Genomic DNA, 23,571 nt, shown 5'->3' with positions numbered 1-23,571 from the left:
CCTTGCTTTAATGGCATCGCTCATTTTGCCGGAAAAGAGCGGGCCGCGCCGACCCGCTATCAGCCTCGCGTGCCGTACCGTTCGCGGCGAGGTCGTGTCGGTCGGCTGCAAGACATGTTTCATTCGTAATTGCATTACCCGGGATCACGCTTGACTTGCGTAGGTTAAGGGGAGAAATAGTGGATATCGTACAGTTATCCATCGGCAATATAGCATAACAAATATTTCACGATCGATCGCGTCGATTATTTTTAGAGGATTTTTCGTGACTAGTCAGCTGGCCATTGCCTCGTCCAGCGCGGCTATTATTGTCCGCTGTTCTGTCCGCTCTCGGTGCGCCGCGGAACGGTGCCGACCAGCTACAACGTCGCCGGCTCCACAAGTCGACTGGCGGGCGCCAAAGAGCGTTGATCGGGATGCCAGCGGCGACTTCAACTCTGTTTGATTGGATGGAATAATGGCAAGGAAAGATGGACGGCTAACGAAGCCGAGCAAGCAACAAGGCTCTTCGGGCTTCGAAATAAAGGGCCTATACCGCAGCAAAGAGAAGCGTGATCGATCGGGGCAGCTCGTTGCCCGCGAGCGCAAGATTCTGGGCATCAAGAAGGTAGAACGGTTCGACGGCGTCGACGCGACTGGCGAGCCGCAGTTGACTGAGAAGATCCAAACCAATCCCTTGCGGAAGCGTATCCGAAACTACAACAAGGACGGCAGCGCCATCGAGGTCTACCAGTCCAAGATCGACAACTTTTCCGCGGTTGCCGACATTGACCCGAGCGGGAAAATGCATCTGCGGGAGATGAGGGACGGTTCCCGCCTTGTAACGGTGAGCGCTCCTATCAACGGCAAGCGTACCAAGATCGTCACCGATAAGAATTACCTCAAGGTCGAGGATATCGACGCCAAGGGTAAAAAGACCCTTAGGCGCTTGGAGAAGGGAAACCGCTTCGAAACGGCGGACGACGGCGATGGCAACAAGACCCTTCGGCCCTTGGATAAGGGCAGTCGTCTTCGCCAAAAAGCAGTGGTGGTCTATGAGGACGGTTCGCGTGTCGTCACTAGGAGGTGGCTCGGCGGGGCAATCACAAAGGATTACTCAACGCCGGCGGTAGGTTTCGCGCGCCAGGGCGCCGGCGGTGGGCATGTAAAGCGGCTCGGGGAGACGTCGGCGAAAAGGCCGCCTGTTCCGCCCAGGGATCTGCCGGCGGGCCCTGTCCCGGGTCCAGCGCCTTGGAATGACAAGCTGTTACCGGTACCCCCGGGCCTCCAACAGAGCGCTGTCTATCCGCACAACGTGGATCCCACTGCGCTAGCCCAGCATTTTGGCAGGCAGGACTTGCGCACCCAGGCCTCATCTCGCCCAACATCCGTCGGCAGGGTCAGCACGATTTCTGCTGATAGTCTTGATCAAAGGGCCTCCGCTCCGATGTCCATTGATGGAGAGAGGGCGTCCAGTCGAAACCTTGCGCTGGCACATCCAGAAGGGCGGTCGCCCACGGAATCCCTGTCCGCCGGCGCAGCTTTCGTCGCTACCTTTGATGCCGACAGGAGATCACATCTAGAGGAGACGCTGAGCAAGCTGGAAGGATCGGACGATGGCAGGAGTGCCTTAAATCCTCCTGCCGTTAACTTGGTGAGAACAACGCGTCCGGATCTCAGTAAAACGAGCCGTTGGAGTGCTGACACGGAAAGCAGCGTCGAGGGCTCGCGAGATCAGGACGGGCGGTTGGATCGGGACGAGTTGTCGAGCGTCACCAAAGCTCCGGCTGGTGCTCTGCTGGCCCAGGCGCCGGCAGCCACGTCGGCGGCAGCGCGACCGGAAGGTGGGCGCCTTAGGACTTCCATAAATAGCACGCGACCGGCGATTGCTGCGCGCACAGCAGAGCCCGGCCAGGTTTCTTCGCTTCCGAATGCGGACCCCGTCATTTCGGACAAATCTTCGACCTTGCGGCAGAAACCGTCGTTGCAAAGTCTTATAGAGGCTTGGAAAGACGAGCGCGATCAGCTCGCCCAGCATAAGAAGCAACAGGAACCTGATCGCACGGCAGGAGTCCAAGCAGCCGAGGTTTCTTCACCGGCAGTTGCCCGGCGTGAGGTCCAGCGTCCGCGCAGTATAGTTATGAGCTTGTCCTCAGGGTCTGCGTCGCGCACGCCAAGTGGCATCACGGTCTTCAGCGAGCTGGGTGGTATCCTGGACAACGGAAATTCGGTCGGTGCGTCTCGTACCACCCTTGGCGCGCCTGTGGCCAACAACGCGGCTCCCTCAAGTGAATCGTTCGCGTCGGACAGGAGGCAGCCACTCCAAAGTTTTCTCGATGCCGTAGGCTCCGGCAATGGCGCGCTGCAGCAGCGCGACCCCAATAATCAGAAGGAGCAAAGTCGGCCGCTATATCGAAATCGACTCCAGCAAAGCCTCGATCGCGTTAGAGAAGCGCGGGTCAATGGTAGCACGGCGCAGGCGGGCAGCGGCGAAATAACGATTGGGTATGAAGCAGCGCCTGCCACGTCGGCCAGTTCCCGAGCGTATGACCCACGGTCCAGAAGTCGTGAGGGTGGCGGAAGGGAAATATAACGGTAGACGTAAGGGAGTTGTTTTTAATAAGCGATAAAATATTGGGTGGCAATCGAATTGCCTCGGTTGCCAAGAAAACGATGGGCCTAAGTCAGACGCGGAATCATACCGGACCGGTCGTGTCCACCGCGCCAAAATCCGGGCGCGGCGACCAGCAGAGCTGATGTCTCCGACGCTGTGACCTCGCTAAAAAAATACGACGAGTTGGTGCATTCGCCGATGAAGTGCAGCCAACTACCTGAAGCGATTAAGTTGCTAGCGTCTCCGCTGTGCCAACCCCTCTACGTGAGGAGACAACCAAGCTGCCATAGGGTGAATCCCGATCTTGCCGCGCCTCGCAAATGCGGTGGCTTAGCCAGGCCGTTTGGTTTCGTTAGCGAAGAAGGCGGCCAGCGCGGCGGTCGCGAACTTGCGTCCGAATGAGCGTGTGCTCTCTAGCCCCAGTGGATCAAAATGCGCACGTGCGATTGCCACAAGCGCCTTGGGGATCATCCGGGAAGTTTGCACGATGGAACCATTTATCTCGTTCTCCGCGTAGGTTGCCGGCAATTTCTGGAATGCTCCTTTTTCCAGCATGTCTTCGTAATCGTCCAAGGCCTTGCGCAGGATCATCTGTAGGGCCTTTGGGGGCGGATATTGACGCTGAAGCGTTGCAAAGACACTGGATACGCCTTGCGCCGGCAGCGGTGCCGACAAAAAGACCTGGATCTTGTCCAGACGCGTCTTGGCGAGGCTAGAGGAAGGCGGCTGGCGTGGAAACGTGGCCGATGGCCGGACAGTCGACGATGATACGTTCCTGCTGGCTACGGGCGGGTCAATATTGCCTGACGGCATCACGGACTCGCGATCGGCCCGGGCGGCCGCAGCAGCTCTAGTGACCGGTTCCGTGGCTGCTGCCGGCGAAGAAGCGGGTTGGGGCTGCGCAAGAGTTGCGGCGCCCGCGAGAGGCGTCGTCGCCTCCAATCGGATGGTGGCCAGGCGCCTCGCTTCTTCCGCCGACATGGTGGGTTTGCGAATAGCCATCTTAACGCTCCAGCGCACCGTTCACGAACCGGCCCAATTGCTGAAGCTCCTCCATGGCCACAAGGAGATTGCGCAACCCAAGACGCAATGCCGGATCGGCATCGATCTTGCGGATGGTCAGATGCAGCATGCCCCGCTCCTTCATCGCCGCAAATGCGTCCCTCTCGTGCATGGGCGCGTCCGTCAGGGGCAGTGCGTTCAACATCTCCGAAACGGCGGTTTGCGAGGTCGTCAGCCGGCCGACAGGCACGCGCTGGCGCAGGATCGCGGTCGGGATGACGAGGTTCTCCCCCATCAGAAGCTCGATGATGTAGCGATAGGTCGCCAGCGCCTCATCGACGTCGAGCGGCGTCAGCATCGTGGGCACCAACAGGAAGCTGGAGCTGGCGATGATGGTGTTGTTGAGCTCGCTTGAGCCGCCATGGGTATCGGCCAACGCATAGTCGAACTTGCGCCCTTCCGCTTCCTCGTAGGCCGCCTCGAGGAGCGGCAGGTCGTCGGCGGCGAATACTTCGCAATGCGGGTCCCATGCGTCGCGATGCAAGGCGTTTTCCTTCCAGCGCGTCAGTGGCCGGTTTTCGTCCGCCTCGAAAAGCGCCACGGTCTTTCCCAGCGTCGCGAACGCGGAGCAAAGGCCCATCAATGCCGTCGTCTTGCCGGCGCCGCCTTTGAACGAACAGCACGTCACGAGTTTCATGAATATCCCTTTCTCACGCCTCCAAGGCGGATTGTATGGAAATGCAAAAAGTCGGTTTGTAAAAATGTACGATCTCGGGATTATCACAATGAAGCCAGATGTAGTTGAAGGTTTTTCTCAAAATTTCAGGTGTAACGTGATTTTACGGCGCCCATTGCGATCATAATTGACATATTCGGATCCAAATGTGAATTTTCAATCATAGTTATAGCGCTATGTGAATTGTTTCATTTGAAATATTTCATGGAATATTAATAGGTATTGCCTGTGCCCTACAGCGACGACCTTTTTCAATCTGACTCTGCCCCAACGCCCTCGCCACGACGCCCGCAAGGTGCCGATCCGAACGGTTACAAGATTGTCAGTATTCGGCTGCGCGAGGCGGAATTCGAAGTTTTTGCCGAGCAAGCCCGCGCCTTTGGGCTTACCAACAACATGGCGCTACGCATCGCCGCCCGGCGTATTGGCGGATTCTTGGAGATCGATAGTGAGACGCGCAGGATGCTCTTGGAGATCAGTTCCGCAATCGATCTGATGTCGGAAAGAATTGTCGATCTGAGATCGGACTGCGCTCGGACCGGACATGTCGACATGAAGGAATTCGCAACGCAACACGCCGCGTTTGGGCGCGTGTTTGCCCAGCTCGACGCCAAGCTTCGCACCATCCTGAATGGCTCGCATCGTCGTCTTGATGGACGCCTGATGCTCCGGAACGCCACGGAATCGTGACGCCGAACCGTCGCCGGGCAATGGAATGGAGCTTACACGATGTCGATGCAGGCGGTCGTCCACATGGTGGAAAATGGGGGCAGGCACACCCCAGACGAACTGTGCTCCCAATGGGACTACTTGTGCCGCAAAGGGGACCTGGAGCTGAAGCGCTCACGCCGCTACGGCGAGGACGTCGTACCCTATGACGAACTTCCGGCATGGGCTCGCAGTTGGCTGGAGCAAACCGGCAGATATTTGAGCGGCCAAGAGGACGCCGATAGCGAACAGGAGCTCACGACGCATCTGGTCGTACCCTTTCATCCACCCGCGCCTGCCACGTCCGAGGAATACAAAGCCACATACAAGGCCGTCGCTGAGGAGCTTGCGCGCCAATGGGCTTCCGAAATGTTCGACAGCGGGCGCTACGGCGCCAGGTGGGATTATGTCACTGCCTTCCATGAGGATCGGCCGCATCCGCATCTGCACATCGTGGTCAACCGGGAGTCGTTTCCGGATCGGGAAACGCGTCAGACGACGCTGTTGCGCATCTCCCATGGCAACGAGCACATAAATTGGGACAGCCCGCGTCAGGTGTTGGTCGAGGTCGCTCAGCGACAGAATAAAGAGTGGGAAAGGGACGGAGACGATCGGGCCTACATGATCGAGCTCGAGGCGTCCTCGCGCGCCGAGCGAGGCATTCCAGGTCGCTCACCTACCACCGGGCAGTATCGTCAACAAATGCGTGAGCGCGCGGCGGCGGCCAGAAACTTTCTCGACGAGGCGGAGAATGCAGAATTCGACTTGGCGGCGTCTTCCGGCGTGGCTGGACCAACCGGACAAGGGGCGCGGACAGGCAAGCAAGGAGGAGCTCATCCTGGAAATGGCCAGGGTGGGTCTGTAGGTGTGTCGACCGGGGAAGGGGGCGAACGGAGGCATCAACGCGCCCGCCAAGGCGGATCGACACCGGCCGGGCGGCCGGAGGCGGGTCCCCCGCGGCAGATCGAAGTGGATCCAAATAGCATGGAAGGGATCCAAAGGTGGCGACAAGACCGGATCGAGGCTTGGCGAGAAGATGTAGCGTCGGCGCTTCCGGGCACGGAGGCGGACAACTGGCCAGCCGCCGAAAGCTCATCGTCCGTGGACCAGCGGCGGCGGCGCGAGGCAACATCGCACCGTCGAGAACGGGCCGACGAGGAGCGTGAACGTCGCGAGGCGTCGGAGCTGCGCCGCGGCCCGGATCGCCGCCGCACGCCTGGCGGCGTCGCGGAAGGCATCGCCGAGGCCGACCCCGCAGCCGCCCAAGACGCTGGGTCGCCTGGCGGATCGTCGCCGCGGGCCATCGGGTCCGTGGATGAGCAGCGGCGCCGCGAGGGGACATCGCATCGTCGCGTGCAGGCCGACGAGGAGCGCGAACGTCGCGAGGAGTCCGAGCTGCGCCGCGGCCCGGACCGCCGGCGTACTCCTGGTGGCGTGGTGGAGGGCACCGCTGAGCCAGACTCCGTCTTTTTCGACGATGATGGGCCGGCCGGTGTGGCGACGCCACGCTCCGATGCTTTCCGCGATCAGCAGCGAGCGGTCCAAGAGGAACGCGAGCGGCGGGCGCTGTTGGCACCGATGTCTGGTCGCCAGGCCGCCGACCCCATGGAGGGCGTCGTCGCCCCTGATGCCGGCAATGTTGTGCCAGGAGCGGGTCCCAACCAGAGCCTCGACCGAAACCGTCCCCCCATGGAAACCCGCGGCCAGCGCATACGACGCCAGAAGGAAGAACGCAGGCAACGCCGGGATCGCTGGCGTGGCGATGCGGCCTCGTCCGTTCATCCGATGGAGACGCGCGCGCAGACAAACGCCCGGCTGACGGCCGAAGCGGAGAACAGGCGGAGCGGAGCGCCGTCCGTTCATCCCATGGAGCTCAGGAGCTCTAATGCACCGCAACACCCCGCGCCCCCTCAGCCAGGCGGCACAAGTGGCAGCGGCAGCGGGGGCACCGACAATACGCGTCCGGAAGGCGGCGGGACAAGCGGGCGGTCGCGCGATCGCAATTCCCGGTCAAGGCACTAATGGAAGGCAATCCGATGTCCGAGGACACTACGCCCAAAAAGATCGCTGCGACCGAAACATGCCTGGTGGCCCAGGCTGGCGTAGAGCGAAGGCGGGTCGGCCTGGCGTCTGGTCGGATGGTGTCCGGCTTCGGTTTGACCTGGCATGACTATGAATCGGATGGACGGTTGACCACCGAAGATCTGGCCGGGCTTTCCGACGAGATTCACAGAGCAATGAGACTTAAAGCGGATACCGTCAAACAAGCCGCCAGCCAGCGTCTGTTGATTGCGGGTGGGCTTCCGGGCGACCGGCCGCATGAGGTGCCATTACTCACGGTGCAGCAATACGAAGCCCTGCACGGCGGCTGGCCTTGCGCCAGTGAGCTGGACAGGACGTGTGTCCTCATCAAGGACTATCGCGGCAACTACCTGTCCAAGACAGCCTTCTATCATGCGATCCCGGTCGATCACAGGTTGTCCGCGACGGCCCGACGGGACGCGCGGGACAGGAAGTTCGTCCAGGAGATGGATGCGCTCGGCTTGAGCTCGATGTATTTCGGCGCCTGCCGACCTGCCGTAGGCGAGGAGCGGATGGTTCAGACCCCCGCGGGAGTGCGCCAATACGAGCGCGTGTTCGAGTATCCGCTTCAGGCGGGCGTCACACTCCCCGATATGCTGCTAAGGGACCGTGACGGCATTCACATCGGGATTTATCCCAAGCTGGACCCTGATATTGGTTACAGTTCGCTAAAAGTGATCCAGGAGAAGTTTGGTGCTTGCAATGTGTGGCTGAAGACGGCCGACAACTCTTACGAGACCGTCGAGACCATGAACGAGCGAAAGCCTAACAGCGCGGAGCAGGCGCTGGCCGCCTTCAATTGCGATCAATTGCCAATACCCGCGTTATCCTAGATGCATTCGGCAAAAAGCATAACAATCCGGCACCGTCGGAGCTGGACGTTCAGCGAGTGGACGCTCGCTTGGCCGCTAGCCAAAGAATGCCTGAAGCGAACAATTCGCGCCGGCCATCGGCAGGACGCAGGAGCATCATCCTCCATGCGCGATCCCTGGAGAGATCGCGACCGCGTCAACAGCCGAATTTTGTCAGCCGTTCGGCTGCGCCCGCGCTTCAGCCAGCCTCTGGCTTGCGCGCTGCGATGCTGAAGTGAAGGACTTGCGCTTGGGCTCACCCCAGCAGGGCGACCGATCTTCCTCATCCTTCACACCGCGGGCCCGTGCCCCATATCTGGCGCACGAAAGGAAAGGACGAACGCGGGGGTCAAATCCTCGCTTCGCTTGACAGAAGCGTTTACCGAGGCATCGCGTCGATCGCCTGCTGAGTGCGCCTGCAAGCCAGACGCGGTCGACGATGTGACCATGACAACGCCAGCTTGCCACCCGGTGAAGATACGCAAAGCCACCGGTCGGTTAGCCGCACCTGTCAGTCATTGCCGTTTTCAGGGGTTAACGGTCAGTTCGAATCCTGGCTGGGAAGATATATTTCCAGGACACCGCGCTTTCCATTGCGTCGGCCAACTTGAACGACGAGATCGATCGTTCGCTTGGCGTAGGTGATGATTTCGCCGTGCGACAGCCTGACGCCGGAACGCATCACCATAAGCGCAAGACGGTCGAAGGCCAGTGCCGGGCTGTCCGCGTGTATCGTTGTGATCGCACCCGGATGGCCGGTATTGATCGCCTCGAGGAAGTCGTAGGCTTCGAGACCGCGGATCTCGCCGTCGATGATGCGGTCCGGTCGCATGCGCAGGCAACTTTCCAGCAGTTTCGAGGGCAAGCGGGCTGACTTCTCCTTGCGATCGGCGATCAGGGCGACTTGGTTGCGGTGCGGGGGGAAAAGCTCTTGCGCATCTTCGATCGTGATCAGTCGCTCACCATGGTCCATCATCGAAATCAGCGAGCGTGCAACGGTGGTCTTGCCCGATGAAGTTCCGCCCGAGATCAATACGTTGAATTTTTCCTCGATGGCCTGACGGAAGAGACCCTGCAGGTCGCCTCTCCTTGCCATTTCGGCGATCGCCTTGTGCCGCATCCTGCGCTCGTCGTCGACACGGATTTGACCCCCATCGACAAAGCCGATGTCGGCACTGGCGAGCGGCCTGGTGAGATACTTGCGAATCGACAGCGACACGCCATGCTCAATGGCCGGCTCGACCACGATCTGGACGCGCTGTGGATTGCCCCAAACGGCAACCCGACCGGAGACGATCGGATGCAGGGCGCCGAGCGTGTTGCGGGTCTCGCCAGCGAGTTGCGCGCCTAAGCGCTTGATGGCGTGTGGTGACAGTTCCACGTCGATCTGATGCATGTGATGGGCGCCCGCCGCCTCGACGAAAATCGAGCCGTTCGGATTGATGACCAGCTCGTTAATCCGGTCGTCTGTCAGATAGTCGCGCAATGGGCTGAGATACTGCTCGACATAGGAGATTTCCCGACTTGGCTGCATGTGGCTCATAGAAAGACCAGGTCTCTGTTTGTGAAGATGCGGATCTCTTCGCCCTGCGGGATGCGGATGACCGGTGGAAGCGATAGGTACTTCTCAAGCATGTTGCTTCCCTGGTCGCCGGCGGCGCTGCCGATGCCGCTGGCAAGCTTGCCAGCGCCTCCGACATTCACGGTGGTTCCGGACGAGCCCGACTGGCCGCTTCCTTGGCGGCTGGCCAGAGCTTCAGGCGCCGCCGTTATCGCGCTGATAAGGACCGCGGCCCCGAATTTTGTGGCGTAGCGGTTGTCGACGTTGCCGAGTGTGCCCGCGCGCCCCAGTGTGTCGGTGCCGATGGAGCCCAAGGCAATCGATTTGCCTTCTGGAGTGACTGCGCGGCTCCAGGCGATCAGGACGCGCTTTTGGGCAATATCGACGTCGTTGTTGAACTCGCCGATGAGAACCGTACCGGAGGGCATCAGCACTTGCGTGCCGTCGAAAGAATAGACGGGCTGCATCACCTGCGCCCGGATGCTTCCGGGCAGTTCGGTGTCAATGGCGGTCTCCAGTACGGCGGAGATGATGGTGCCCTGGACTACCGTGCGTGAAGGATCGGACAGCTTTTGGGCGACCGACGTTTGAACGACGCTCGATGCCGCGGATTTCAGGAAGCGTTCATTGGCGTCAAGATCCTTCGAGTCCGATGGTCCGGTCGCCCCGTCAACAGCTGCCTCTATTCCGCCAGGGCCACGGCTGTCATCAACGATGACCGCATTCGATTCGCGCTGCTTCTGCTCGAGCTTTTCCTTGTCCTTGTCCGCCTGGTCCTCGGCGCGCTGGCGCGCCAGCTCATCGGCCATGGCCTTGCGCTCGGCATCGAGCTTGCGGTTCATGCTATCGTTGTAGCTGGCGAGCAGCTTCTGGATTTCGGCGCTGGAAACGCCCGACTGCTGCTTGCTGCGTTGCAGTTGATCGAGCTGATCCTGCATTGAACTGAACTTCTTATCCAAGCCGGAATCCTTCGCCTGAGGTTCCGAGTTTCCGGGCACAATGAAGTCAAGCCGAGGCTGACGATCCGTCTCCTTGTCGACCGTTAAGTCGACCTGCGAAGTTCTCTGGGAGATATCGTCGTGGGCGAGGCCGAATATCCTTAGGGCCGCGCGGGGACCAGCTACCACAGCGAACAGACCCACGCCCCCGGCGAGCAGCGCGAGTGCCATGATCAACTTGGCGTCGTTGCTGCGTTTTGACGCGCCCGCCTGCTTTGCCTTTCGCTTGCTTACAAGCTGTTCACGCTCGGCGTCATGGTTGGGTGCCGGATCGTGACTTTTGTCCTTAGCCGACATGGATCGTCTCCTTGGATTTTGCGCTGGAAGAGGTTGAATTGACCACGCCCGTGCGGCCGACGCACACAGCCTGGTCCCCGATACGAAGCACCCAGTAGTCGCTCGTGCCGTCGACTACGATGCGGTCGCCTTGCGTTCGTGAATTGATAAGCTGTTCCTTGCGGTCGGGGCCGACCTTGAAGATCGCGGGGCGAGGCGCTCCCTCGGGAAGGAAGAACGACGTCTGAAGACCATCGTCCTGCACCCAGCGCGGCCTGAACTCGGCGTCACCGGAGGCAAGATAGTTCGAATCGACGGGCCTCTGCGGCGCGGTGCGGCGCGGCGGCTTCGGCTTTACGTCTCCGGGATAGGTGAAGATCGAGCGAAACAGAGGCGTCTCTCCCGAGCCCGCCTGAATGTCTCCGAGGGAGTGCAGTTCGAATGTATAGACGTGCCGATTGGTGTAGATCGTCATATTGGTCGTTACCGAGGCAACGATCGGTTTGATGCTCACGACATTGCCGCTCTTCAGCTTCACCACCTCCCACGAGGCGCTGTCGCCGATGAGGATTGACTGCACCTCTTCGCTGTCAGAAAATTGCAGTGCGTTGACGGACTTCAAGTAGAGGTCCAGCTTATAGACGGTGTTCTCATTATAGACATAGCGCTTGATGCGAGGGTCCGTGCCCAACTGCGCCGGATCAGCCAGGGCCGATCCGACCCCCAAACCGCAGGCAAGCAAGATAGTTGCCGTCCGTTTCAACATAATATGAAATCCTTTATGATTAAATTAGTTACTGGGCAGTCTCCGCGTCGATCCGATAGCTGACGGCGGTGAAGCCCAAAGGGTTCTTCCATACATCTTCAAGCCTGGCATTCTCCTTGGGCTGGAACGAATAGCCGACCGTGGCCACGAAGGTGCGTTCAGCGGTTTCACGGCCCTTCTGTTCGCGGTACTTGGTGATGCGCACGCGAGCGAGATCAGGAGCGTTACGCTTGGCAGAGGGGCTGATCGATATCGACTTGACAACGACGCGTACGCGCACCTCGGTGCCGTAGACAGTGGGAGGATACTGCGGCGAGGTAGAACTCCACAGCTGCGTCAACGTGTCTGCCGCGTCGCCCGACGAGCGCGCAAGAACGTCCGGCACCCGCAGGGAATTGTCGGCAGGATCATAGGTTTCGCGATCAACCACATAAGACACCAGTTCGGCCTGCAGCACAGCGTCCTGCTGGTCCAGGGACGCGGGGCGGACCTGGACCAGCTTCTCGGCCTCTCCCGTCGTCTTATCGACCATCACCACGAATGGCTTGACTTCCTTGAGGGGAAGGATGGCGATGAGACACCCGAGCGACAGGAGCGCCAACAGCATCGAGCCGACCGCAACTTTCGCCCAACTATTTCGCTGTTGGCGTAGCGTAAAGAACAGTTCGTCCTCGAAGGCATGTCCAACACCTACGTCGTCGACAGACCGATCCCCTTGGTGGAGGCGGGTAGCATTTGAACCCGGACGCTCCGGCACCAAGCGGCCGACGGCGATTGCAATTCTACTGCTCAGCCGTCTCCCGATCTCGGCCGCCGCTGGAGACACGGCACGGCGAGGAACCGGGTTGGCAGGTATCTTTGTCGCGCTGTTCATGGACTATGCCGTTCTGTTGTTTGGGAAGCGTTTGGGGAGGCCGTCAGGGCCTAAGGGAGGTCTTCAATCTGAGTTGTACAAATTCTGCTGCTCGGGTGAGACCTGGCCATTGCTGCTGTTGTTTCCGGACCCCGCTCCACCACTCGCCGCTTGGCCTCCATGGTAGCGCCGAGCAGGACTTTGAGGGCCCGCTTGTCCGCGCATAAGACTAGAAAGCCTTTGATCGCGCCTTTGGCTGCGCATCGCGGCGCTCTGCCGGAAGCCCGCGAAAGCGGACATGACGCTTCGTCCGACCGAGGCGCCCGATTTGCGCGCCTCAACGGCATTCATCGAGGCGTCTGCCAGGCGACGACCACCCGAACGGGCCTTGGACCCGTATTGCATAGCCTTGGAAGCGACGTACTTGCCCGCCCCCCCACCAACCGCTGCCACGGCTGAACCGGAGAGCGACTGTGCCATCGTGGGAAGCTGGAACAGAAGCACTATCGCCGCAACCATGACGAACATAAAAGGCCAACAGGCAATCTTGTTGTTGTTGGTATAACCCGAATTGATGAGCGTTTCTCCGGCAACGTAAAGCACGAGCGCCATCAACGCCCCGGTCAGCAGCTGAACGACAGCGAATCCAAGAGTAAAGTGCAGCCAATTCTGGAAGTAAGACTTCGTCTGATCCATCATCAACGTGATGATGCCCAGAGGCGCCAAGCTTATGGCGAGCGCGAGGCCAACCTGGGCGACGATGACGATAATGGCGCAAGCCCCAAGAAAGAACCCGCCAATGATGAGGATGACTACACCACAAAAGACATTCTTGAGCGAACCGCCAACGTCGGAGATCGAGGTATCCCTAATGAAGTCGTACGCTATCCAGATTATGGCATGCCCAAATTCATCCATTCCGGAGTATAAGTCGTGTATCAATTTTGGGTTCAGTACGTTGCGGTTTGCCATTTCGCCGGTTATATGGCCGGCGACAGAGTCAATCATTATTGTTGAGTAGTCTACGGATACTCCATGAAATATATCGTATATGCCTTTGAAATTTACCCAAACACTAGCAAATGAATAAATAACTAGGTATCGCAAAATCCAATGCAGGTACTCTGAGTAGTTTATTGACCTGAATTGTATCAGGTGATTTACGGCAATAAACATCAATCCAGCTAACGCCATGGAGTTGAGTAGGGCCAGAATTGGCTCGGAAACTCCGGTAAAGACGGTCTGTACATAGTTGGTAAGTATGGTGTCGATCGTGGTCGCTACGTCAGAGATCAAGCCCATGGGATTTACCTGTTGAATTTTATCAAGGCGGACAAGTCGTCATCCTTGGCGGCTTCGCCGCCGACTATCATAAAGTAGGTTCCGGCGATCGAAGTGAGCTCGGCCTGCGTGCGCAGAGACTCATTGAGTTGTTGGGCGACCTCGACCATCACGCGGGTGTTGATATCGACGCTCGTTTTCAAATCGGCGCTGGAGCCCAAGGCTGTGATATAGCTGTCCAGGCGGGCCATGCTGGCATTGGCTCGCTTGTAGGAAATCTCGGCCATGGCAGTGGCGATCGCCCCCTTGGCCGCGGCGCGGGCACCCATCGCCTTGCTTAGCGATGGGTCGTCCTTGAGAGCAAAGGCCTTGTCTAGATTAAATGACGTTTGGAACGTGCTCAGGATGTCGGCTATATCCACGGGCCCGATCGGGGAACCTTCAAGAGCGGCATCCGCCATCTCATTCAGTCCTGGCCCGCCATCGCGCTCTCCAGCCTCGGTGGCGCCATTCAGGACGGGAATCGTTTTGGGGCCGGTCTGCGCGTCGCGGATTTGGCCAAGCGCCTGTTTCTGGTCTTGTGTCGAGCCGAAGATCTGTGAGATTCCTCCTGTGATCACACGAGACAGCTCGACGATCTTCATCAACTGCTTGATGGAGACTTCATCGTAGGTTTCCTGGGCGCCAGTGGGCATGGCGGGCGCTGCGCCGACCGTCGGATCTGGCACTGGCGTTACCGAATCATCCCCGGCAGTTCCTGAAACGGTCGTGCCAAGTAGGGCGACGCTAACCAACAGCGCGGCTCGAAGATGTTTGTTCATGCTGCTTCTCCTTCTGGAATGCCGCTCAGTGGTGTCCACAGGCAGGCGCAGTTGGGCTTGCGTTCGGCGGGTACGGACTGGCAGGCGGCAAGGGCGGCCAGCATCAGTGCCAGCACGATCAAGCTCTTCTTCATTGCAACATCTCCATCTGGAATGCGGGTCTTTCGCGCCAGCCGAGCGGCGCCTTCTCGCCGCGCCCGCCGCCCAAAACGTCAATCCCCTTGCCAAGAGCGCCGAGGTCGAAGTCAAGCACCACGCTGTCCGTGCCTGATTTCAAAAGCACCAGGTGATTGTCGACATTGCTGATCTGCAGGAAGGCGCTTTCCGTTGGCGACAGGTGCAGCGGTGCCAACTCCGCCTCGGTGTTGAACGAACTCGGGTAGACCAGGCGGGTGACCGCGCTTTCGAGGATGGCATCGCCGGCGGCGCTGTTTTTGATGTGCGAGACGCGCTGGGTGAGCAGGATGACGGCGACGTTCTTCTTGCGCATCGTCAGCATCCAATCCTTCAGCCGGGTCTGGAAGTACGGATCGTCCAGGAGCTTCCAGGCCTCGTCCAGGACCAGCAGGGTCGGGTGCTCGTCCTCGACCAGGCGCTCGATGCGACGAAAGACGTAGCTCAGCCATGCGGTGCGAACGACGTCGTTGTCGAAGATCTCGGTCAGGTCAAAGGCGGTGAAGTGGTTGTCGAAGGCGAGCGGATCGACCCCCTTGCCGCCGAACAGCCAGCCGAACTGGCCGGTTTCGTCCCATCGCCCGAGGCGGTTGTAGAGGTCGCCGTCGTCGTCTGTGGCCCTTAGCTGGCCGCGGAACTGTTCGAAGTTCTGCAGCCTGGTGTCGGCCGTCGTATTGGCCTGGACCGCATCGTTAAGGGCCTGGATCTGTACGGGGGTGAGCCTGCCGCCATCATGATCGGCAAGCGCTGTCAACCAGTCGGTAAGCCATGCCGCGCCACGCGTATCGGCTTCGGCGCGCATCGGGTTGAAGCCGGTCTCCTCGCCCATCCGCACCGCGGAGTATCGCCCGCCCATCGCCCGCACTGCCATCTCAAAGCCGTTGTCCTTGTCGAACAGGATAGTGCGGGCGCCGAGGCGTTGCGCCTGGCTGATGAGAAAGGCGGTACCGAGCGTCTTGCCTGAGCCGGTCTGGCCAAGCACCAGCGAGTGGCCGACCGTGCGCTGTCCTCGTTTGCCTGGCAGATGGAAATTGAAGCGGAAAGTCTCACCGCGGGCTGTCGGTATGATTGTGACGGCCTCGCCCCATGGGCATTTCTCGGGCGGGTTGCCCTTCGAAAGGCCATGCATGGCGCAGAGCTGGGTGAAATTCTGCGACGAGATCATGGCCGGTCTCGTGCGATAGGTGAAATTGCCGGGGTGCTGGGCGAAATAGACGGCGCGAGCCGCAAAACTCTCCCGCACGATCGCGGATCCGGCGTCCTGCATGGCACGGGTCACATAGGCCATCGCCGCCTCCAACTCCTGCCGGCTTTCGCAGAAGATGGCTATGCTGCAGTGGTGATCGCCGAAAATGACCCTGCCGGAGGCAACATCGTCCTCGGCTTCCTCCAATTGGGCCATCAGCGAGACGGCAGCATCGTCTGCCGCGCGCATCTGTTTTCTCACCCGCGCAATCTTGCCCTGGGCGCTAACCGGATCGATCGGCGTGAAACTTTGCGTGACAACGGTATCGTAGGGGAGACTGAGGCGATCCAGAATACCGGGATAGGTCTCGTTCGGATAATCCTTAATCGAAATGATCGTCCCAAAACGACGGCGGCCACCATCGACGCCGTCGCATTCGAAGACGCGCCCGCGAAATGTGATGTGCGAGGTGGCGAGCAGATCGGCAATTGGAACGAATTTGGTGCCAGGCAATAACCGACTGCTGGAGCCATCAATGATTGTGCGCAACAGCCCGAGCCATCGGCCGCTGGACACGGAAAGTCGACTTGGCTTGGCCTCCCCCACAGCCACCATGCAGGTGCTCACCATCTGGTCCAGGCGCGCGGCTCGTGCGGCGACTTCATCGCGGCTGTGAACGTCCTTGCCGCCAAAAAGGGAAAGGAGTTTTGCGATCCGACGCGGCGGGCGGATGACCAGCGTGACCATTGTGACCCGGTCCCTGAGCCCGATCGTCCTCAGATAATCCTGCCAACGTCGATCGATCTCCTCACTGAAGGGATGTCCCGCAACCGGTGGAAGGCTGGGTTGCGTCTCGACGGAAATGCGGTGGATGTAATAGGCGACGTCACCGCGCTGCTGGGCAATGAAGCGCGACAGTGCGTTGCTCAATTCGCTCGTGTGGCGGGCGTCGACCGTGTCCGCGTTGATGCCCTCGACCGTGAAGGAGGCCATCAGGTCGCCGTCGCGCAACATCAGGGTGACATCGTCGGTGACGCTAAGATAGGGCAGTCCGCTGACCAGCATCTCGCCCTTGTCGATATGCTTTTCAGTCAAGCTGCGGGTCGCGCGTGTGGCAGGCGCCTCAAGCACGATACACCACCCCTTCGCCGCGCAGCAGCGCCGGGCTCATTCGCGTCCGCTGCACCGTGGCGATGAACACGTCGATGATCTTTGGATCATAGGCGGCGAGGCTGCGGAGCGCCAGATAGCCGACCAACCCCGAAACGCATAGATATGCGAACGACTGGGTGATGATGAAGCCGAGCATGACGGTGATGATCAGCATGACTAGGTACATGACAGGCAAGCCGGCAAACGACACCTGTCTGGTCAAACCTAGAAAAAGAGGGGTACGCTCTACGTCCATGATGGCTGCTCCTCAACGATTGGTATCGCCGGTCAAATAGCGGGCGGAGGTGAGCATGCGGCGTGCCGAGCCTCCGCCCCGGCGCGCCTGAACGGCATCATGCGGCGCGCCTCTACTTGTCGCCCAGACTGCTGACCGCCCATAAGCCTGGGCTCGCCGGCAAGTCTTGGCCGTGTTGATCAGTGGGGAGCCAAACCGGAAACGAAGCTCGCGCCGCCGAATACCACCGCAATGCCAACGACGACAGAGACCGCGAAGGTCCAGTCCATTCGTCCAGTCATGAAGGAAAATCCGACCGCGATCACCGCCAGGGCGGAGACGGAGACACCAATCGGACCTGTGATTGCGGCCACGATGGCTCCCAGGAAAGTCTGAACGCCCGAGAAATCCTGCGCGAAGCTAGGGTTAGTGGACAGCAATGTAATGACCGCAAGGCCGAACAACAGCTCGAGCACCTTCTTGCTGGTCAGGTACTTATGAAAATATTTCATAGTCAACCTCATCAAAAAGACTAAATTGGAAGCTTTTATTTAAGCGATTGTCGTCGTCGGCTATTCGTAGATCGCCTGGGTCCGTCCTTTCGTTCCCAGCACCATCCCGCATCGTGGTGTTGGGCGAGACCACGGTTCGCTTCTGGCAAAAAAGGCCGTGATCACCGAGCCGTCTGAATCGTCTGGGATCGCATCAGCGCCATCGACCACAATCTGCGCGTGGCTGTCCGCCTTGCGGTCAATCGCGTGGGAAATGTCGGAGACGTACTGGCGCGTCTCGCGGAAGGGCGGAATGCCGCCATACCTCCTGACTGCGCCTGGCCCAGCATTGTAGGCGGCAAGCGCCAGTTCGGCGGAGCCGAATTCGTCCAGCATCGAAGCGAGGTAGAGCGCCGATCCCTCAAGATTGTCTTGCGCCGAAAAGACATCGCAGACGCCGAGCTCATGCGCGGTCTGAGGCATAAGCTGTCCGAGGCCGCTCGCGCCCGCCGGGGATACCGCGGCAGGATTGAAATTGCTCTCCCGGTGGATCATCGAAGTGAAGAGATCGACGAACGACCTCTCATCGAGCCCGGCTCGAACGACGCCGGGGTGGCGGGCAAAACTCAGGCCGATCCTGGCCGTCAGCTGACGCATATATCTCTGCTGCGGCGAAAACGTGCTCGACAACTGGCGCGGGCTCGGCAAGCGAGACCGGCGCATGGACGCCCGCGTTGCGCTCGGCGCGGTGGAGGCGGACATATCGAAAACAACCGTCCCCATGGGCCTGGCCGGATCGGACTGCTCCTTTCTTGAATAGCCGGCCAGGACCGCGGGGAGGGACTGGCTCACACCTTTGGTGTCGATTCGAGGAGACGGTTCTTCGGTGGCGTATCCCGGCGGCGTGTCCGCAGACACGCCGCCGTCCATTTGCACCACGCTACCACTATCAAGTTGTTCAAAAACTGCTGATCGGGCCAAATCGGCCTGCCCGATCAGCAGGGCGACAGAAGTCATACCGGTAGTCGCCACAGTATAAATATAACCATGTCTTCCAACTTTACCTGAATTACGAGGCATGGCTATACCTTTTCCAAAGTTTTTACGTCAACAATCGTCGTTCCAAAATTCTTAGGTCAATATTTTCTTCTGATAACGAACACTCAATGTACGTATATGATGAATTTCGACGCCAAGAAGTCAACGCTCGCTGCGATTTCAAATGTAATCCACCTTTTTTCTAGGTGGTGGCGATGTTTCGTATCCGTAAGGCGTCAAACGGCACCTCGCCCGGAAAAAAGCTAAAAAACAACTGGCTAGCTCGAGGCTGCCCTGGTTGTCGTCGGCACTGAAGAGCGGACCACCGAGCGGCTTCGGTTGAATTACATTTGAAGTACATTCGCGGCGAGCGGGTATTCCCGAGCGTGATCATAGGCCCGCTCAGCCGCAGCCAAGCCGCGAATCGCGAGACCGGCACGCGTGCCGCAGCGCGCGTTTTATGACTGCGCTTTTTTGGAGAGCAAACCTGTCGGGCAGCCGCCCGATCAGCCGATTCCCGCTGTCTCTCAGGGAATGGTGAGCGGTTCATTGGACGGTCTCAGCCGAATTACATTCGTAATCAATTCCAGGTGGCGAACATTCCCGGGAAAAATCGGGATGTGGACAACCTCGAATCGCGACGCGCATGCACGTTTCGCGCGCCTACGCGCGTTCCGCGCCAGAAATCCCATGGAAGCCTGCGCTGTGCGGCCCAAGGACCGCTCGAAGACCAGGATGCCCATCACCATACTTTGCGTCATCGTGGCATGCTTGTGGTGACGATTGTGGACACCGAGGCGTCGGCTTAGGTTTGCGGTATCTCCTCGGCGGGATGCTTACAGCAGGAGCGAGCATGCAAAATATTCTTGTTGTCGATGACGATGTCTCGATGAGGAATTTGCTGGTGGACTATCTGTCCCAGCATGCCTTCCGTATCCGCGCCGTGGAAAACAGCCAGCAGATGACTCGTCATTTGATGTCGGAGGCCACCGATCTGGTGATCGTGGACATGAACCTGGGCGATGAAGACGGGTTGCAAATCGTGCGCGGACTGAACGCGAAGCTGGATATTCCCATCATCATCATCAGCGGGGATCGGCTTGACGAATCCGACAAGGTGATTGGGCTCGAAGGCGGCGCGAAGGACTACATCACCAAGCCATTTGGGCTTCGCGAGTTTCTTGCCAGGGTCCGGGCTGCCCTGAGGGAGAGGCCTGAGCGCAAGAGCGACAATCAAAACAAGATCTATATCTTCGACGATTGGAGGGTCAGCACGAGGCATCGCCGGCTTCGAGACGCGTCGGGCAGCGAGATCAAATTGACAGCAGGAGAGTTCAATCTGCTTCTGGCATTCCTAAGCGCTCCGCGGCAGGTTCTTTCTCGTGAGCAATTGCTGACAGCGACGCGAGTGCACGATCAGGAGATATTCGATCGCAGCATAGACGTGCTGATCCTGCGGCTTAGGCGCAAGCTGGAAGCGGACGCCTCGAGCCCGAGATACATCAAGACCGAGCGAGGGGCGGGCTACATGTTCGACAGCAATGTTAGAATTGAAGAGCCAAAGGCCAGGGTGCAATGAACATGGGTTCCTACGCCAGGGTGCTGGCCGAGGCTGACCCACATGCAGGCCAACTGGACGACGAGGCGCGGCGGTTCGAGGCCGTTGGGGCCTTCGCGGCATGCGTGGCGCACGAATTCAACAATCTGCTTGCAGCCATCACGGGCTACGCCGAGATGGCGGCTCACGAGGTGGATCCTCAATCGGCTACGTCGGACTACATAGCTGAAATTATCGACGCGGGAACGCGAGCTCTGCAGGTGACAGAGCAGATAAGCGCCTTCAGTCGCGTGCGCCGCGACCCGGCCAGGCCATTTGAACTCATCGAAGCTATCGTCGAGACTCTGCCTACTCTTCACCTCAGCGTAACCCAAGGTGTGCGCCTCCGCGTCGAGCTGCCCGATTCTCCGCTGGTGATGGCGGGAAGCGCCGTCGAGCTACGGCAGATCCTCGTCAATCTATGCAAGAACGCCGGTGAGGCCCTGCAGGGCCGAGGCGAGGCGTCCCTTGTCGTCGAACCAGTTGTGTTGCACGCACCTCGTTCCGTCTTGCTTGGCCAATTGCAGCCAGGCAAGTATGTGCGGATCGCTGTCACCGACTCTGGCCCGGGCATCGAAGCCGCGCATCTGTCGAGGATATTCGAGCCCTTCTTCACCACCAAGCCAGGCAGCGGAGCAGGCCTCGGCCTGTCTGTCGTTCACAGCACTGTAAGGTCGCTGATGGGGGCGATCGACGTCCGGAGCACGCGCGGGCAAGGTGTATGCTTCGAGCTCTTCTTTCCGCTTCTCAACGACGATGAATTGCCGCTTACTTTCTCATGCGAGTTGCCGGGCGTCCCGCTGGGCAACGGTGAATTGGTCGCCATCATCGATCCGGTTGAGGCCTCTCGCGCGAGATGGGAGGAAAAGCTGGCCATTGTAGGATACGAGCCGGCCGCTTTCGAGACGATAGGAGCACTCAAGGATTGGTGCCATCAAACCGGATCAAAGCCAGATGTGGTTCTTGGCGACACCAGGGGTGATATCGACCGGCCTGACGAAGTTATGTTGATCGATACCTGCTGGATCCATGTGCGCGAGGAGAGCTCTGCGGCAAGCCTGGCGCCGACGAGTCGCCAGCTGGTGCTGACTAAGCCGGTAAGCCCACAGAATCTCGCAATAGCCCTGGATTGCGTTCTCAGTTCTGTCGCGTTGTCCAACGCGGCTATGCCACGATAGCTCGGCGTTCGGAGGAGTGTTGAACTCTCGGCTGGGTCCGCTCAGCCGATCGAGCTATGGACAATGGCTCCAAGGCATTTGTGCTGCAAGGTCATCGATGACGGAGACATCCGGGCGTGGCATCCGTCGGTCATCGTGTCTGGGACGAAATCGATGCTCGAGCGCTGGTTGGCGCCTTGCTGGATGGCCGTCGGCCCATTGGGCGGCCAGCGCACGGTCCGCTTCGCACAGATTGACCTTGGGGATGTCGGCTACGCCAGTCGCATGGCCGGCGTCTATCAGCTTGGGCAGCCCCGTGTCCGGAGCACCGACGGGTGCAGGCCGGCGGATTCACTCAAATGATGTCCTGATCCTCTCGCGACAGTGCCGTCGCATGAGGAAGTGCCGCAACTGCGTAAGATAGGCTACGTCCGACTCAAACGTCATTGGATGGGTTTGCCGCCGACATCTATCGGCAAATGCCGCGGCTGCGCTCCTTGTATAGCTCACTGAGACCTGGTCGGGAATTTTGCTTCTGTGAAAAATCATGCTCTTCGGCGTGAGGTTTGCCAGCGTCGTGTGCGTTGACCTCATTGGCCCGAATATAGTCGTGGCCGGCGTCTATATAGGCCAAGGCAATTTCAGCCGCCTGTTCACCGGAACCGTTTGCCCGAAACTGGCTCGCTATCTGCTCGGAGCTGAGGCTGGGACCTTTTGCGCCCTTGTGGTAGAAGTTTTGAATCTCCTCTACCGCCAACGCCTGAGCTTTCTCGGCTCCGTATTTATTGAGATCTTTGCTGTAACGATCAGCGACGTATCCTTCGTGGATATCTTCATTTTTACCATTTCTAGAGTTGCTCTTCACGTCTTCCACAGTTCGCCTAATCGCTGCGGAGACGGCCTGGGTTTCTGTGATCCGGTGCGGAATTTCCTTATTCTGAGCCAGGGTTTCCCTGAAATTGTCGATCCTCAGCTGCTGCCGCGCCTCGACTTCCAGTCTGATTGCGTTCTTGATACCTAGTGCGTCTACTTTGTTTAAGAAATCGGCGGCTGGTCCGGAAGATCCTAGATGCTCCGATGGCGCCGGCCCGATTTGCTGTCGATCGCCTTTTTGAGAGCTCATGTGATTGGCCTTCGGCGACGGTGGCGCGCTTTCGCTGCCGCTGCTTTCGGTGTCTGAAAGGTCACTGTCAAACAAGACGGAAGAGCTGTCCAACGACGATCCTCTGCTGCCTGGGCGGTTGGATCGCCACCCTGTAAGGTTTTGGAGGGTCGACCATGCTTTCGAAGCAGGCGCGGGCGCATCGCTCAGCGCGCCTTCGTCTGACAACTCAAAATCGCTGACGTCGGACTCAGAGATTGACGGAGAGCCAAGTCTAGCGCCACGCGACTTTAAAGAATCCCAAAGTGCCATTTCTTGAGTTTCCCTTTTATAAGATAGGTAAAAATAGAAAGTCGTGATAATAAAACTCGAAGGTAATTTTGACACGCAAGCGCCCGACAATCAAAAGATAAACGGTTTCAAACGTAAGAGGGAGCGTTCGTTCAAAGTTTCCTATTGTGGCTTGCAACGGTAGGGCAGTCTGATCGGCAATGGAGGTTCCCGGCGGTATCCTAGTGGTTCTCGCCTGACATAAGAGTCCGGCTTGGGATTCCCCTTTTGTGGAAGATCCCCTAGGGGAGATCGAGGACAGGAGTCGCACTGCGCTTCCAAAAAGATGGTGGTCGGCAAGTTGGGCGAGCCTGGACGACCGCGGTCCGCCCGGACTCCGACGCCCGGCCGGGAGTGGTCGTTCGGGTCGGCAGGTCTCGGCAGAGTGGCGATACCAGCAGCACCGATTTTCGATATGTCTGCTGTCTCTCCCCATAATGCATCCGGCCATTGATCTGAGCGATTTCGCTCAACCTACGGCAAGCGCTGGCACGCGGCAGGAGCGTTCGATGCAGCCCTCCCATGAGTTGGTTTCGACTAACTCCGTGTGTTGCCGTCACAAAAGCTTCATTAGCTCTTCA

At 59.2% G+C, this 23,571-nt stretch carries 20 protein-coding genes; 6 read left to right on the top strand and 14 right to left on the bottom strand.

Features of this window, described 5'->3' with window-relative positions; all coding sequences use genetic code 11:
* Positions 1 to 457: 457 nt before the first annotated feature.
* On the top strand, positions 458 to 2,572 hold the full coding sequence (locus KVT37_RS23780) for a hypothetical protein (RefSeq protein WP_217577450.1): 2,115 nt from the start codon (positions 458 to 460) through the stop codon (positions 2,570 to 2,572).
* A gap of 351 nt (positions 2,573 to 2,923) precedes the next feature.
* On the opposite strand, the gene KVT37_RS23775 is transcribed toward KVT37_RS23780, so the two are convergent.
* Together KVT37_RS23775 and KVT37_RS23770 are read right to left on the bottom strand one after the other, a co-directional pair.
* On the bottom strand, positions 2,924 to 3,595 hold the full coding sequence (locus KVT37_RS23775) for a VirC2 family conjugal transfer protein (protein WP_217577449.1): 672 nt from the start codon (positions 3,593 to 3,595) through the stop codon (positions 2,924 to 2,926).
* Between the two features lies 1 nt (position 3,596).
* The gene (locus tag KVT37_RS23770; RefSeq protein ID WP_217577448.1) at positions 3,597 to 4,292 is read right to left on the bottom strand and encodes a conjugal transfer ATPase VirC1; all 696 of its coding nucleotides are present in this window, start codon (positions 4,290 to 4,292) and stop codon (positions 3,597 to 3,599) included.
* A gap of 267 nt (positions 4,293 to 4,559) precedes the next feature.
* Between KVT37_RS23770 and KVT37_RS23765 the strand changes: the two genes are divergently transcribed.
* From KVT37_RS23765 to KVT37_RS23755, 3 genes are read left to right on the top strand one after another with little or no spacing between them, the layout of a single operon-like run.
* Complete coding sequence (locus KVT37_RS23765; RefSeq protein WP_217577447.1) at positions 4,560 to 5,021, top strand: DNA mobilization endonuclease VirD1/MobC family subunit; 462 nt, start codon at positions 4,560 to 4,562, stop codon at positions 5,019 to 5,021.
* Between the two features lie 39 nt (positions 5,022 to 5,060).
* Positions 5,061 to 7,061 (top strand): relaxase/mobilization nuclease domain-containing protein, encoded by a 2,001-nt coding sequence (locus KVT37_RS23760; protein WP_217577446.1) that lies wholly within the window; start codon positions 5,061 to 5,063, stop codon positions 7,059 to 7,061.
* 14 nt (positions 7,062 to 7,075) lie between these two features.
* A complete protein-coding gene (locus KVT37_RS23755) occupies positions 7,076 to 7,954 on the top strand; it encodes a hypothetical protein (RefSeq protein WP_217577445.1) in 879 nt (292 codons plus the stop codon).
* Between the two features lie 559 nt (positions 7,955 to 8,513).
* Here the strand turns inward: KVT37_RS23755 and virB11 are convergent.
* The 11 genes from virB11 to KVT37_RS23700 form a co-directional block, all read right to left on the bottom strand.
* The gene (gene virB11, locus KVT37_RS23750) at positions 8,514 to 9,515 is read right to left on the bottom strand and encodes a P-type DNA transfer ATPase VirB11 (protein WP_217577444.1); all 1,002 of its coding nucleotides are present in this window, start codon (positions 9,513 to 9,515) and stop codon (positions 8,514 to 8,516) included.
* A complete protein-coding gene (locus tag KVT37_RS23745) occupies positions 9,512 to 10,828 on the bottom strand; it encodes a TrbI/VirB10 family protein (RefSeq protein WP_254634215.1) in 1,317 nt (438 codons plus the stop codon). The genes virB11 and KVT37_RS23745 overlap by 4 nt, the downstream gene beginning before the upstream one ends.
* On the bottom strand, positions 10,818 to 11,573 hold the full coding sequence (locus tag KVT37_RS23740; RefSeq protein WP_217577443.1) for a TrbG/VirB9 family P-type conjugative transfer protein: 756 nt from the start codon (positions 11,571 to 11,573) through the stop codon (positions 10,818 to 10,820). The genes KVT37_RS23745 and KVT37_RS23740 overlap by 11 nt, the downstream gene beginning before the upstream one ends.
* 28 nt (positions 11,574 to 11,601) lie before the next feature.
* Positions 11,602 to 12,447, bottom strand: coding sequence for a virB8 family protein (locus KVT37_RS23735; RefSeq protein WP_254634214.1), 846 nt, complete (start codon positions 12,445 to 12,447; stop codon positions 11,602 to 11,604).
* A gap of 63 nt (positions 12,448 to 12,510) precedes the next feature.
* Positions 12,511 to 13,728: a type IV secretion system protein gene (locus tag KVT37_RS23730; RefSeq protein WP_217577442.1), complete on the bottom strand. Its 1,218-nt coding sequence runs from the start codon at positions 13,726 to 13,728 to the stop codon at positions 12,511 to 12,513.
* Between the two features lie 5 nt (positions 13,729 to 13,733).
* Entirely contained in the window at positions 13,734 to 14,528 is a 795-nt protein-coding gene (locus KVT37_RS23725) for a type IV secretion system protein (RefSeq protein ID WP_217577441.1), read from the bottom strand.
* Complete coding sequence (locus KVT37_RS23720) at positions 14,525 to 14,662, bottom strand: hypothetical protein (protein WP_217577440.1); 138 nt, start codon at positions 14,660 to 14,662, stop codon at positions 14,525 to 14,527. The genes KVT37_RS23725 and KVT37_RS23720 overlap by 4 nt, the downstream gene beginning before the upstream one ends.
* Complete coding sequence (locus KVT37_RS23715; RefSeq protein ID WP_308642743.1) at positions 14,659 to 17,019, bottom strand: DUF87 domain-containing protein; 2,361 nt, start codon at positions 17,017 to 17,019, stop codon at positions 14,659 to 14,661. The genes KVT37_RS23720 and KVT37_RS23715 overlap by 4 nt, the downstream gene beginning before the upstream one ends.
* Positions 17,012 to 17,296 carry a VirB3 family type IV secretion system protein gene (locus tag KVT37_RS23710; RefSeq protein ID WP_217577439.1) on the bottom strand — a complete coding sequence of 95 codons (285 nt, stop codon included), beginning with the start codon at positions 17,294 to 17,296 and terminating at the stop codon, positions 17,012 to 17,014. The genes KVT37_RS23715 and KVT37_RS23710 overlap by 8 nt, the downstream gene beginning before the upstream one ends.
* Before the next feature lie 179 nt (positions 17,297 to 17,475).
* Positions 17,476 to 17,787 (bottom strand): TrbC/VirB2 family protein, encoded by a 312-nt coding sequence (locus KVT37_RS23705; protein WP_217577438.1) that lies wholly within the window; start codon positions 17,785 to 17,787, stop codon positions 17,476 to 17,478.
* A gap of 60 nt (positions 17,788 to 17,847) precedes the next feature.
* Positions 17,848 to 18,783: a lytic transglycosylase domain-containing protein gene (locus tag KVT37_RS23700; RefSeq protein ID WP_254634213.1), complete on the bottom strand. Its 936-nt coding sequence runs from the start codon at positions 18,781 to 18,783 to the stop codon at positions 17,848 to 17,850.
* 874 nt (positions 18,784 to 19,657) lie between these two features.
* Here KVT37_RS23700 and KVT37_RS23695 point away from each other — a divergent pair.
* Together KVT37_RS23695 and KVT37_RS23690 are read left to right on the top strand one after the other, a co-directional pair.
* The gene (locus KVT37_RS23695; RefSeq protein ID WP_217577437.1) at positions 19,658 to 20,383 is read left to right on the top strand and encodes a winged helix-turn-helix domain-containing protein; all 726 of its coding nucleotides are present in this window, start codon (positions 19,658 to 19,660) and stop codon (positions 20,381 to 20,383) included.
* 2 nt (positions 20,384 to 20,385) lie between these two features.
* On the top strand, positions 20,386 to 21,579 hold the full coding sequence (locus KVT37_RS23690) for an ATP-binding protein (RefSeq protein WP_217577436.1): 1,194 nt from the start codon (positions 20,386 to 20,388) through the stop codon (positions 21,577 to 21,579).
* Positions 21,580 to 22,027: 448 nt separating this feature from the next.
* Here the strand turns inward: KVT37_RS23690 and KVT37_RS23685 are convergent, their stop codons facing one another.
* Positions 22,028 to 22,972, bottom strand: a complete 945-nt coding sequence (locus KVT37_RS23685) for a hypothetical protein (protein WP_217577435.1) — start codon at positions 22,970 to 22,972, stop codon at positions 22,028 to 22,030.
* Between the last annotated feature and the right edge of the window lie 599 nt (positions 22,973 to 23,571).

This window comes from Mesorhizobium sp. GbtcB19 (assembly GCF_019091085.1).
Classification (GTDB): Bacteria; Pseudomonadota; Alphaproteobacteria; order Rhizobiales; family Rhizobiaceae; genus Mesorhizobium.
The sequence above is the reverse complement of the archived record's forward strand: the minus strand, read 5'-3'. Positions and strand labels throughout refer to the sequence as shown.

Coding starts and splice junctions, on each gene's coding strand:
- virB11 (WP_217577444.1), bottom strand. CDS start 9,515: ATGAGCCACATGCAGCCAAGTCGGGAAATCTCCTATGTCGAGCAGTAT.
- KVT37_RS23720 (WP_217577440.1), bottom strand. CDS start 14,662: ATGAAGAAGAGCTTGATCGTGCTGGCACTGATGCTGGCCGCCCTTGCC.
- KVT37_RS23740 (WP_217577443.1), bottom strand. CDS start 11,573: ATGTTGAAACGGACGGCAACTATCTTGCTTGCCTGCGGTTTGGGGGTC.
- KVT37_RS23690 (WP_217577436.1), top strand. CDS start 20,386: ATGGGTTCCTACGCCAGGGTGCTGGCCGAGGCTGACCCACATGCAGGC.
- KVT37_RS23745 (WP_254634215.1), bottom strand. CDS start 10,828: ATGTCGGCTAAGGACAAAAGTCACGATCCGGCACCCAACCATGACGCC.
- KVT37_RS23755 (WP_217577445.1), top strand. CDS start 7,076: ATGTCCGAGGACACTACGCCCAAAAAGATCGCTGCGACCGAAACATGC.
- KVT37_RS23705 (WP_217577438.1), bottom strand. CDS start 17,787: ATGAAATATTTTCATAAGTACCTGACCAGCAAGAAGGTGCTCGAGCTG.
- KVT37_RS23685 (WP_217577435.1), bottom strand. CDS start 22,972: ATGGCACTTTGGGATTCTTTAAAGTCGCGTGGCGCTAGACTTGGCTCT.
- KVT37_RS23770 (WP_217577448.1), bottom strand. CDS start 4,292: ATGAAACTCGTGACGTGCTGTTCGTTCAAAGGCGGCGCCGGCAAGACG.
- KVT37_RS23775 (WP_217577449.1), bottom strand. CDS start 3,595: ATGGCTATTCGCAAACCCACCATGTCGGCGGAAGAAGCGAGGCGCCTG.
- KVT37_RS23725 (WP_217577441.1), bottom strand. CDS start 14,528: ATGAACAAACATCTTCGAGCCGCGCTGTTGGTTAGCGTCGCCCTACTT.
- KVT37_RS23760 (WP_217577446.1), top strand. CDS start 5,061: ATGTCGATGCAGGCGGTCGTCCACATGGTGGAAAATGGGGGCAGGCAC.
- KVT37_RS23735 (WP_254634214.1), bottom strand. CDS start 12,447: ATGAACAGCGCGACAAAGATACCTGCCAACCCGGTTCCTCGCCGTGCC.
- KVT37_RS23700 (WP_254634213.1), bottom strand. CDS start 18,783: ATGACTTCTGTCGCCCTGCTGATCGGGCAGGCCGATTTGGCCCGATCA.
- KVT37_RS23710 (WP_217577439.1), bottom strand. CDS start 17,296: ATGGACGTAGAGCGTACCCCTCTTTTTCTAGGTTTGACCAGACAGGTG.
- KVT37_RS23780 (WP_217577450.1), top strand. CDS start 458: ATGGCAAGGAAAGATGGACGGCTAACGAAGCCGAGCAAGCAACAAGGC.
- KVT37_RS23695 (WP_217577437.1), top strand. CDS start 19,658: ATGCAAAATATTCTTGTTGTCGATGACGATGTCTCGATGAGGAATTTG.
- KVT37_RS23730 (WP_217577442.1), bottom strand. CDS start 13,728: ATGGGCTTGATCTCTGACGTAGCGACCACGATCGACACCATACTTACC.